At 66.6% G+C, this 10381-nt stretch carries 10 protein-coding genes; 7 read left to right on the forward strand and 3 right to left on the reverse strand.

Features of this window, described 5'->3' with window-relative positions; translation table 11 throughout:
- Nucleotides 1-101 precede the first annotated feature (101 nt).
- The 5 genes from JWS13_RS39490 (at nucleotide 102) to JWS13_RS39510 (ending at nucleotide 5444) form a co-directional block, all read left to right on the forward strand.
- Nucleotides 102-839: a GntR family transcriptional regulator gene (locus JWS13_RS39490; RefSeq protein ID WP_206010677.1), complete on the forward strand. Its 738-nt coding sequence runs from the start codon at nucleotides 102-104 to the stop codon at nucleotides 837-839.
- Nucleotides 840-870: 31 nt separating this feature from the next.
- A complete protein-coding gene (locus JWS13_RS39495; protein ID WP_206011908.1) occupies nucleotides 871-2232 on the forward strand; it encodes an MFS transporter in 1362 nt (453 codons plus the stop codon).
- A 187-nt stretch (nucleotides 2233-2419) separates the two neighbouring features.
- Nucleotides 2420-3418, forward strand: a complete 999-nt coding sequence (locus JWS13_RS39500; protein ID WP_160102553.1) for a substrate-binding domain-containing protein — start codon at nucleotides 2420-2422, stop codon at nucleotides 3416-3418.
- A 146-nt stretch (nucleotides 3419-3564) separates the two neighbouring features.
- Nucleotides 3565-4623, forward strand: a complete 1059-nt coding sequence (locus tag JWS13_RS39505) for an ABC transporter permease (protein WP_087559484.1) — start codon at nucleotides 3565-3567, stop codon at nucleotides 4621-4623.
- Between the two features lie 5 nt (nucleotides 4624-4628).
- The gene (locus JWS13_RS39510; protein WP_206010678.1) at nucleotides 4629-5444 is read left to right on the forward strand and encodes an ATP-binding cassette domain-containing protein; all 816 of its coding nucleotides are present in this window, start codon (nucleotides 4629-4631) and stop codon (nucleotides 5442-5444) included.
- Between the two features lie 61 nt (nucleotides 5445-5505).
- On the opposite strand, the gene JWS13_RS39515 is transcribed toward JWS13_RS39510, so the two are convergent.
- Together JWS13_RS39515 and JWS13_RS39520 are read right to left on the reverse strand one after the other, a co-directional pair.
- Nucleotides 5506-6906, reverse strand: a complete 1401-nt coding sequence (locus JWS13_RS39515; protein WP_206010679.1) for an MFS transporter — start codon at nucleotides 6904-6906, stop codon at nucleotides 5506-5508.
- 123 nt (nucleotides 6907-7029) lie between these two features.
- Nucleotides 7030-7707 carry a TetR/AcrR family transcriptional regulator gene (locus JWS13_RS39520; RefSeq protein WP_087559487.1) on the reverse strand — a complete coding sequence of 226 codons (678 nt, stop codon included), beginning with the start codon at nucleotides 7705-7707 and terminating at the stop codon, nucleotides 7030-7032.
- A gap of 110 nt (nucleotides 7708-7817) precedes the next feature.
- Here JWS13_RS39520 and JWS13_RS39525 point away from each other — a divergent pair, with 110 nt between their 5' ends.
- Nucleotides 7818-8732 (forward strand): shikimate dehydrogenase, encoded by a 915-nt coding sequence (locus tag JWS13_RS39525; protein WP_206010680.1) that lies wholly within the window; start codon nucleotides 7818-7820, stop codon nucleotides 8730-8732.
- Between the two features lie 35 nt (nucleotides 8733-8767).
- Nucleotides 8768-9259: a metallophosphoesterase family protein gene (locus JWS13_RS39530; RefSeq protein WP_206010681.1), complete on the forward strand. Its 492-nt coding sequence runs from the start codon at nucleotides 8768-8770 to the stop codon at nucleotides 9257-9259.
- 49 nt (nucleotides 9260-9308) lie between these two features.
- On the opposite strand, the gene JWS13_RS39535 is transcribed toward JWS13_RS39530, so the two are convergent.
- Nucleotides 9309-10307, reverse strand: coding sequence for an Lrp/AsnC family transcriptional regulator (locus tag JWS13_RS39535; protein WP_241032503.1), 999 nt, complete (start codon nucleotides 10305-10307; stop codon nucleotides 9309-9311).
- Nucleotides 10308-10381: the final 74 nt, after the last annotated feature.

The raw sequence follows: 10381 nt of genomic DNA on the forward strand, positions 1-10381 counted from the left end.
ACATTATTACTTGAAGTCAATCTGGTGTTAGTGTTCGCATACACTGCCGGAAAGATCGGCGGCGGCGGACGTCGCCACGCGCACGAGGATCGGAGTTGTCCGTGGGTGCACCACTCGCAGTCGAGCTCGACAGATCGAGCCCGGTTCCGCTGTATTTCCAGCTCGCGCAGACGATCGAGAACGCGATCATCGGCGGGGAACTCGCGCCCGGCGACCGCTTCGAGAACGAACTGGCGCTCGCCAAACGTCTGAACCTGTCGCGCCCGACCACGCGCCGCGCCATCCAGGAACTCGTCGACAAGGGGCTGCTCGTCCGCAAGCGCGGCGTCGGCACGCAAGTCGTGCAGAGCGCCGTGCACCGGCCGGTCGAGCTCACCAGTCTCTTCGACGACCTCGCCCGCGCAGGGCAGAGCCCGACCACCAAGCTCCTCGACTACCAGGTCGCCGTGCCTGCCGAGGACGTGGCCGCCGAACTCAACCTGCAACCCGGCAGTGAGGTCGCGTCCATCCGGCGCCTCCGCAGCACCAACGGCGAACCGCTCGCACTGATGACCAATCACATCCCGGTGGATCTCGCGCCGGACCCCGAGGAACTCGAGGCGCACGGCCTGTACCACGCACTCCGCGCCCGCGGCGTGCACATCCGACTCGCGCGGCAACGCATCGGCGCGAAAGCGGCGAGCAAGGCGGAGGCGTCACTTCTCGACGAGAAGACCGGGGCGCCGCTGCTCACGATGAACCGGACCGCGTTCGACGATTCGGGAAGCGCCGTCGAGTTCGGCAGCCACTGCTACCGGGCGTCGCGGTACTACTTCGACACCACCGTTGTCGATCGTTAGAACGGGGCGCGCGACGTCGTTCCCCCGGGGAATGGCCCTGCTGGTGGCGGGCGCCCTCTTCATGGAGATTCTCGACGCCACCATCATCGCCCCCGCCGTCCCGCTGATCGCCGACTCCTTCGGCGTCGACCCCGTCGACGTCAACATCGCGATCTCCGCCTACCTGGTCACGGTCGCAGTCCTCATCCCCGCGAGCGGGTGGGTGGCCGACCGCTTCGGGACCCGCCGGGTGTTCGTCGCCGCCATCGCCGTGTTCACGCTGGCGTCCATCGGCTGCGCGGCGAGCGTGTCCCTGCCGATGCTCGTCGCCATGCGGGTGCTGCAGGGAGTCGGCGGCGCCATGATGGTGCCGGTCGGACGGCTCGCGGTGCTGCGGTCGAGCACGAAGGGCGATCTCGTCCGTGCGATAGCTCTGCTCACGTGGCCCGCGCTCGCCGCGCCCGTCATCGCACCCCTGCTCGGCGGCGCGATCGCCACGGTGGGCTCGTGGCGGTGGATCTTCGTCATCAACATTCCCATCGGCCTCCTCGGAATCCTGCTGTCGCTGAAGCTGGTTCACGGAGCCGGCTCGCGGTCGGCGAGGAAGCTGGACTGGCGGGGCCTGCTCGGGGTCGGAACGGGAATCGCGGCGGCCCTGATCGCCCTGGAAAGCATCCGCGTGACGGGCACCGACTGGCGCCGGGTCGCGATCGGGGGAGTGGTCGCGGTCGTCCTGCTGGTCGCGTCCGCGGTCCATCTCGTCCGCACTCCGCACCCGCTCGTCGACGTCCGCGTGCTGCGTGTCCGGACGCTGCGGACCACCGTCACCGGGGGTTCGCTCTACCGCCTGATCGTGACGGCCGTGCCGTTCCTGCTGCCGCTGCAGTTCCAACTCGGCTTCGGCTGGACGCCTTTTCTCGCCGGTCTGCTCGTCGCCGCGCTGTTCGCCGGCAACATCGCGATCAAGCCCTTCACGACGCCGCTGATGCGCCGCTTCGGGATCAGGCCGATCCTGCTGGTCAATGCGCTGCTGTCGGTGGGTTGCTTCGGTTTGCTCGCCGCACTGAGTTCGTCGACCCCGATGCCCGTCATCGCAGGCGTCCTGTTCGTGAGCGGAGCCCTGCGGTCGGTCGGATTCACCGCGTACAACAGTCTCGCGTTCTCCGACGTCGATCGCGCCGACCTCACGCACGCGAACACTCTCAACGCCGCCGTGCAGGAACTGGCGGCCGGACTCGGGATCGCACTCGCCGCGCTCGCGCTCACCGCGTTCACGCCGCTGGCGACGTCGTCCGAGCACGGGTTCGGATCCGAATATTCCTGGACCTTCGTCCTTTTGGGCCTGCTGATGCTCGGCACGGTCGTCGACACCCTGCGGCTGCCGCGCGACGCGGGGGCGTCGGTCACGCGCTGATCGCGTCCCCTTCTTTCTGCATTTCCGCCCGATTTCCGGGCCGGCAGCGGTGACGCGTGCGCCCGCGCATTTGATATGTGGTCCTAATGTCCAGACAAACTATTGACTTTCGGGTGTGACGCGTATTACATCTAAGGCACACGGCCAAGACGTCAACGAGCCGTTCGTCCCCCGAGAGGAAAAACAGATGAACTTCCCCAACCGGCGTCGCGTGGCAGTACTGGCCTGCGCGAGTGCCCTGGTGATGAGCCTCGCGGCGTGCTCGAGCACCGGCGGCAAGCCGGACAGCAGCGGGTCCGGGATCGGCGCGGGCAGCGCCGACACCCCGCGCATCACGATCGCGATGGTCACCCACGCGGCACCGGGTGACACGTTCTGGGACCTGATCCGCACCGGTGCGCAGGATGCCGCCGACAAGGACAACGTCGAACTGAAGTACTCCTCCGATCCTCAGGCCCCCAATCAGGCCAACCTCGTGCAGACCGCGATCGACTCCAAGGTCGACGGCCTCGCACTCACCCTCGCCACCCCCGAAGCGATGGCGCCCGCCGTCAAGAGCGCGCAGGACGCCGGTATCCCGATCTCCGCGTTCAACGCCGGATACGGCGCCTGGAAGGACATGGGCGTCAGCCAGTACTTCGGGCAGGACGAGACCATCGCCGGCCAGGCCGCGGGCAACCGGCTGAACGACGACGGCGCCAAGCACGTCATCTGTGTCATCCAGCAGCAGGGCCAGATTCAGCTCGAATCCCGTTGCGCCGGTGCCAAGCAGACGTTCCGCGGCACGTTCGAGACGCTCAACGTCAACGGCGAGGACATGCCGTCGGTGAACTCGACTATCGCCGCCAAGCTCCAGCAGGACCCGTCCATCGACGGTGTCCTCACGCTCGGCGCCCCGATCGCCCTGACCGCCGTCCAGTCCGTCGGCAACGCGGGAAGCCCTGCCAAGGTCTTCACGTTCGACACCAACGCGGCCCTCGTCGACGCCATCTCCGACGGCAGCGTGCAGTGGGCGATCGACCAGCAGCCGTACCTGCAGGGCTACCTGGCCATCGACTCGCTGTGGCTGTACCTGAACAACGGGAACGTCATCGGTGGCGGCGGGCCCACGCTGACCGGGCCCTCGTTCATCGACAAGACCAACATCGACAAGGTCGCCGAGTACGCCAAGGCCGGCACCCGCTGACCGGCGGTCGATTCACATGACAGGACACACGATCCGGACCCCGGTGGGTCCATCTCTCGCACACACAGTCACCGACACCATCGACCCGGTCGCAGGACCGGCCGGCACCGCACAACGCTGAGATCCACCGGCGCGGAGAGGAAATCATGTCCACACAGCAAGATCTGGACCTTGCCAGTCACAAGGTCGTCCACGACGAGCGGGTGAAGGAACAAAAACGCCTGCAACGGCTGCTGGTACGCCCGGAAGTCGGGTCCCTGTTCGGTGCGATCGCGATCTTCATCTTCTTCATGATCGTCGCACCCCCGTTCCGCAGCCCCGAGGCCCTGGCCACCGTCCTCTACGCCTCCTCCACCATCGGGATCATGGCCTGCGCGGTCGCGCTGCTGATGATCGGCGGCGAATTCGACCTCTCCGCCGGTGTCGCGGTCACCACCAGCTCCCTCGCGGCGTCGATGATCGCCTACAACCTGCACCTGAACCTGTGGGCCGGCGCCGCCCTCGCCCTGGTGGTGTCCCTCGCCGTCGGATTCTTCAACGGCTACCTGGTGATGAAAACGAAGATCCCCAGCTTCCTGATCACCCTGAGCTCGTTCCTGATGCTCACCGGCATCAACCTGGCGGTCACCAAACTGATCACCGGGCAGGTCGCCACCCCCAGCGTCTCCGACATGCAGGGCTTCGACTCGGCGAAGAAGGTATTCGCGTCCTCCTTCGTGGTCGGTGGGGTGTCCGTCCGGATCACGGTGGTGTGGTGGCTGCTGTTCACCGCGATCGCCACCTGGGTGCTGTTCAAGACCCGGATCGGGAACTGGATCTTCGCCGTCGGCGGCAACCAGGACTCCGCCCGCGCCATCGGCGTGCCGGTCACCAAGGTCAAGATCGGGTTGTTCATGACCGTCGGGTTCGCCGCCTGGTTCGTCGGCATGCACCTGCTGTTCTCGTTCAACACCGTCCAGTCCGGGCAGGGAATCGGCAACGAGTTCCTGTACATCATCGCCGCGGTCATCGGCGGCTGCCTGCTCACCGGCGGCTACGGCACCGCGATCGGCGCCGCGATCGGCGCGTTCATCTTCGGGATGACCAACCAGGGCATCGTCTACGCCGGCTGGAACCCGGACTGGTTCAAATTCTTCCTCGGCGCGATGCTGCTGTTCGCGGTCATCGCCAACAACGCCTTCCGCAACTACGCCGCCAAGAGGTGACCGGTATGAGTACCACCGAACAGATCCCCGTCGACACCGAACCCGGTGGAGGCGGCAAGATCCCGCTGATCGAACTCAAACACGTCGGCAAGCAGTACGGCAACATCATCGCCCTCGAGGACATCAACCTGCGCGTCAAGGCCGGGGAGGTCACCGGTGTCCTCGGCGACAACGGGGCCGGCAAGTCCACCCTGATCAAGATCATGGCCGGCCTGCACCAGCAGAGTGCCGGGGACCTGCTCGTCGACGGTGAGGCGCTGACGTTCGGGTCGCCGAAGGAGGCCCTGTCCAAGGGCATCGCCACCGTCTACCAGGACCTGGCGGTGGTGTCGCTGATGCCGGTGTGGCGGAACTTCTTCCTCGGCCAGGAACTGCGCAAGGGCCCGCTGCGGTCCCTCGACTCGAACGCGATGCGCGCCACCACCAAGGAAGAACTCCACAAGATGGGCATCGACCTGCCCGACGTCGACGCCCCCATCGGATCGCTGTCCGGTGGTCAACGCCAGTGCGTGGCGATCGCCCGGGCGATCTTCTTCGGCGCCCGCGTCCTGATCCTCGACGAGCCCACCGCCGCCCTGGGTGTCAAACAGTCCGGGATGGTCCTGCGCTACATCTCCGCCGCCAAGGAACAAGGCTTCGGGGTGGTGTTCATCACCCACAACCCGCACCACGCGTACATGGTCGGCGACCACTTCGTGCTCCTCAACCGCGGCCGCCAGAAACTGGACTGCACCTTCGACGAAATCAGCCTCGAAGAACTCACCCAGCAAATGGCCGGCGGCGACGAACTCGAAGCACTCACCCACGAATTGCGGCGTTAGGCACCGACACGACGAAGCGCCCGGCTCCCCCGCCGGGCGCTTCGTTCGTTTTCGGAGTGGATCAGACCCGTGCCTTGGCCTTCGCTCTGGTGAGCGCGACGTCCTCCTTGTCGAGGTCGAGCAGCGGGGTGCGGGAGTTCTCCTTGGCGGTGGAGGCGGACGCCGCGGCGATGAGCGCGCAAACGGCGGTGAAGATCGCCACCGGCACCCAGTTCTTGGGGTCGCCGCCGCGGAGGGCCTGGGCGATGGTCGGTGCGAAGCCGGCGAGAGCGAAACCGAGCTGAGTGCCGATCGCCATGCCGGAGTAGCGAACCCGCGAGGAGAACATCTCTGCGTAGAACGCGGGCCAGATGGCGTTGGTGCCGGCGTAGACGCCACCCATCAGCAGGATGCCCGCCAGGAAGATCATGGCGACGTTGCCGGTGCCGATCGCGGCGAAGTACAGGAAGATTCCGGCGGCCGAACCGATCGCGCCGCCGATGAACACCGGCTTGCGGCCGATCCGGTCGGACAGCATGCCGAACAGCGGCTGCGAGACGAGGGCCACCGCGTTGGCGGCGATCGCGACCCACAGCATGGTGGTGCGGCTCATCCCGATCTCCGGGGTGGTGGCGTATGCGAGGCCGAACACGGAGAACACGGTGCTGACGACGGCGATGAAGGCGCAGAAGACGACGCGCAGAACGTCGCGCCAGTGCGTGCGGAAGAGATCGACGACGGGCAGCGGGGCGGGCGCCTCGTCGAGGGCCTCCTTGTTGGCGATGAAGATCTCGGGCTCTTCGAGCTTGCGACGCACGATGTACGCGACGACCAGGACGAGCAGGCTGCACCAGAACGGCACGCGCCAGCCCCAGCTGTAGAGAGTCTCGTCGGGCAGTGCCGCGACGGGGATGAACGCGAGGCTCGCGACGATGAAGCCGGCCTGGGTGCCGGTGAGCGTCCAGCTGCAGAAGAAGCCGCGGCGGTGAGCGGGGGAGTGCTCGAGGGTGAGGGAGCCCGCACCCGACTGTTCGCCTGCTGCGGAGACGCCCTGGCAGATGCGCAGCAGCACCAGCAGCGCCGGGCCGACCATCCCGGCGGTCTCGGAGGACGGGAGACAGCCGATGAGGAACGTGACGACGCCCATGAGCACCAGGCAGAACATCATCACCTTCTTGCGCCCCGCCCGGTCGCCGAAGTGTCCGACGAACACGGCACCGATGGGACGCGCGATGTAGGAGATGCCGAACGTCGCCAGCGACAGCAGCAGCGGGTTCTTCGCGCCCTCGAAGAACACGTGCGGGAACACCAGCGCGGCAGCCGAGGCGAAGATGTAGAAGTCGTAGTACTCGAGCAGGCTGCCGAAAAAGGCGGCCTTCGCGGCCTTCTTCGCGTTGGTGGGATCAGCGTTGGGGTCGACGGACGAGCGGCCTGTGCCGTCACCGTTGCGACCGGAGGCGCCGGTGCCGTAGTCGATGGTCATCGATACTCCTGGGGAGCGAGGAATGTGAACACTGGCGGCCCGAAACGAGCAGGTGTTCGTAGGTCGTACAAGCAAGGTAACCCAGGTCACAGGCTCGAGTCAATAATGGTCGAAATGGTTAGTTCATACTTTCCCGGGCTGCTGCAGGTAGGCCAGGACGACGTCGCCGATCATCGCGCGCAGGTGGGGACGGTTCTCCGCGCCGGTGAGATCCCAGTCGAACAGGGCCTTGAACGTGTACCGATTCGCCACCCGGAAGACGCAGTACGAGCTGATGAGCATGTGGATGTCGAGCGCCGTCGTGTCGGTGCGGAAAATGCCCGCGTCCTGCCCTCGCTGGAGGATCCGATCGAGAGTGCGGATCGCCGGCGCCTGCGTCTCGGGGAGGCCCTCGGCCTGGACGAGGTTGACCCCGCGATTGGTGTTCTCTATCGCGACGAGGCGAATGAAATCGGGGTGCGCCTCATGATGGTCGAACGTCAGCTCGGCGAGCGCCCGGATGGCCTCGGCCGGCTCGAGGTGGTCGACGTCGAGTTGGGATTCCTCGTAGCGAATCTCCTCGTAGGCGCGCTGCAGGACCGCCCGGTACAGGCCGTCCTTGTCGCCGAAGTAGTAGTAGAGCATCCGCTTCGTGGTGGCGGTCTTCGCCGCGATCTCGTCGATGCGGGCCCCGGTCAGGCCCTTGTCGGCGAATTCCGTCATCGCCACCTTCAGGATGTTCTCCCGGGTCTTCTCGGGATTGCGCGTGCGCTTGGCTGCCTGCTTCTCGGCGGGTGCGCCCGTGGTCTCGCTTCGTGTCATTCCTGAAACTCCTGCCTGTGCTGTCTTCCGCGCGGTATGGAGGTATGCTACCGTGACATAACTCACTAGATAGTTAATTAGTTCTCGCACCCCTCCCGGAAGTGATCCTCATGACCTCTCGTGACCTCGATGCCCCCAACGCCCGCCCGTCCTACCTGTGCGGTCTGATCGGCACCGGGATCTCGAAATCGCTGACCCCGCCGCTCCACGAGGCCGAGGGTCGCGCGCAGGGCGTCGGGTACGTCTACCGGATCCTCGATCTCGACACCCTCGGCATGGGCGTCGAGGGACTGCCACGGCTCCTCGACGCCGCCAGGCTCCTCGGATTCAACGGGCTCAACATCACGCATCCCTGCAAGCAGGCGATCATTCCGCTGCTCGACGACCTGTCCGACGACGCCCGCAAACTCGGCGCGGTCAACACGGTCCACATCGACGGCGGACGCCTGATCGGCCACAACACCGACTGGTCCGGCTTCGCCCGCAACATGGACGAGGGCCTCGAAGGCGCGCCCATGAACCGTGTCGTGCAACTCGGGGCGGGCGGGGCCGGGGCGGCCGTCGCCTACGCCGCCCTCACCCGGGGCGTCGGACACTTCACGATCATCGACGCCGACGCCACGCGCTCGACGGCACTGCGCGACTCGCTCGCCGCACTGTTCCCGGACCGGAAGATCGTGGCAGGCGACCTCGCCGCGACTCCCGCCGCGGTCGGTGCCGCCCAGGGCCTCATCCACGCGACGCCGCTCGGCATGGCGCACCATCCCGGCATGGCGCTCGACGCCGCGCTGCTGCGCCCCGACCTGTGGGTCGCGGACGTCGTCTACCGTCCGGCCGAGACCGAACTCCTCCGCCGCGCCCGCGAGATCGGCGCCCGGACTCTCAGCGGAATCGGCATGACCATCGGTCAGGCCGTCGACTCCTTCCGGATCTTCACCGGCCTCGAACCGGACGCCCAGCGGATGCGTGAGTACATGGGTCTGCTGTTGCAGGCGGAGGACGCCGCCGCGCTCGCGGGCGCGTAAGAGCCCCGCCTGCCACCGTGGCGCAGACTGTCACGGTGAGGTTATTGCTGCTGGCCGACACTCATGTCCCGAAACGGGCGCGAGACCTGCCCGTCCGGGTGTGGGACGAGGTCGACCGCGCCGACGTGGTGATCCACGCCGGCGACTGGGTCGACCTGCCCACATTCGAGGCGCTGCGGTCGCGCTCGGCGCGGCTCGTGGCGTGCTGGGGCAACAACGACGGCGACGACCTGCGCGCCCTGATGCCGGAGCGGGCCGACGTGACCCTGGCCGGAGTGCGCATCACCGTCGTGCACGAGACCGGGGCTTCGGCGGGCAGGGAGAAACGGATGTCGGCCGCATACCCGGACACTGACGTCCTGATCTTCGGGCACAGTCACATTCCCTGGGACACCACCACCGAAACCGGTCTGCGACTGCTGAACCCGGGATCGCCGACGGACCGCCGCCGTCAGCCGTACTGCACGTACATGACCGCCACCGCCCGCGAGGGGGAACTCGGCGACGTGGAGTTGCACCGGTTGTGACCGGTCCGCGTGACGGCAACTCGGAATGGTCGACCGAACCGAATGTCCCTCAGTAGGCCGCCAGCGGGATCACGTCCGCGGTACGCCCGTGCGGATCGAGGACGTGCCCGCCCCTCTTGTACGTATGCATCGTGATGAACCTGTCTGCAATCACGAGGGAGGGGATTTCGCGCGTCAGGGCGTTCTCGAATGGCGCTATTTCACCAGCCGCCCGAAACCACATGGTGGCGACGATTGACGACGTCCCTGTGACGGCCTCGACTACACGGCATCTGGGCATGCGTCCCAACAGGTTTCCCGCGGTGTTCAGATCACCTGGCGGAACGGTCATCATGAAAGTCGTCGGCACGATGGGCCCGAGAAGTTCGGGAGCCCCCTCGCAGCGCAGGGCGACCCGGCCCGAGTCGACCAGTCTCTCGATTCGGCGGCGCGCGGTCGGCCCGGTCGTCCCGCACCGGGCAGCGAGATCGGTCCAGGATTGGCGACCGTCCGTCGCCAAGATGTCGAGCAGAGTCCGGTCGAGGTCGTCGAGCGAGGGCGGCGCAGTCCTACGCGTGGAGGGCGTCGACCGCTGCAGACGAGTGGACTGTTCGAGGTCCAGGGCCTGCACTCGCCAGCGTGAACCCTCCCGGTAGGTGGTCAGTGCAACCATCGAGGTGACCGCCGTGATGCCCTCGATTCGTTCGATCCGGTCGTCGAGAAGGCGAGCGAGATCTGCGAAGCCGGGAACGAACACGTCGAGAAGGAAGTCCGCGACACCGGTCGTGCTGGACACGGTCGCCACAGCCGGTTCGGCGACCAGTGCCCGGGCTACGTCGCGCTTCGCTTGAGGTCTGCACTGGACGGCCAGAAACGACGCACATCCGTGACGAACGAACGCCGGGCCGGGAACCACGGCAACCCATGCGGAACCGCGTTCGGTCAGCAACTTCCATCTTCTCGCGAGTGTTTTCGGAGTGTGTCCGAGCGTCTGGGCCAGCTCCGCCCAGTCGACTCGGGGATTGAGTTGGAGGGCGTCGGTGATGGTGAGATCGAGCTCGGTCGTCACCTCTGGCGTTACATCCGGCATTGTGGAGGGCCTCTTCTGTGAGAAACCGGTCATCTTTCCAGATTAGTGAGGCG

It is taken from the genome of Rhodococcus pseudokoreensis (assembly GCF_017068395.1).
Lineage (GTDB): Bacteria > Actinomycetota > Actinomycetes > Mycobacteriales > Mycobacteriaceae > Rhodococcus_F > Rhodococcus_F pseudokoreensis.

Excerpts from the sequence above, each read along its gene's own strand:
- JWS13_RS39520 (WP_087559487.1), bottom strand. The coding sequence starts at position 7,707 with ATGACACGAAGCGAGACCACGGGCGCACCCGCCGAGAAGCAGGCAGCC.
- JWS13_RS39500 (WP_160102553.1), top strand. The coding sequence starts at position 2,420 with ATGAACTTCCCCAACCGGCGTCGCGTGGCAGTACTGGCCTGCGCGAGT.
- JWS13_RS39515 (WP_206010679.1), bottom strand. The coding sequence starts at position 6,906 with ATGACCATCGACTACGGCACCGGCGCCTCCGGTCGCAACGGTGACGGC.
- JWS13_RS39510 (WP_206010678.1), top strand. The coding sequence starts at position 4,629 with ATGAGTACCACCGAACAGATCCCCGTCGACACCGAACCCGGTGGAGGC.
- JWS13_RS39525 (WP_206010680.1), top strand. The coding sequence starts at position 7,818 with ATGACCTCTCGTGACCTCGATGCCCCCAACGCCCGCCCGTCCTACCTG.
- JWS13_RS39505 (WP_087559484.1), top strand. The coding sequence starts at position 3,565 with ATGTCCACACAGCAAGATCTGGACCTTGCCAGTCACAAGGTCGTCCAC.
- JWS13_RS39495 (WP_206011908.1), top strand. The coding sequence starts at position 871 with ATGGCCCTGCTGGTGGCGGGCGCCCTCTTCATGGAGATTCTCGACGCC.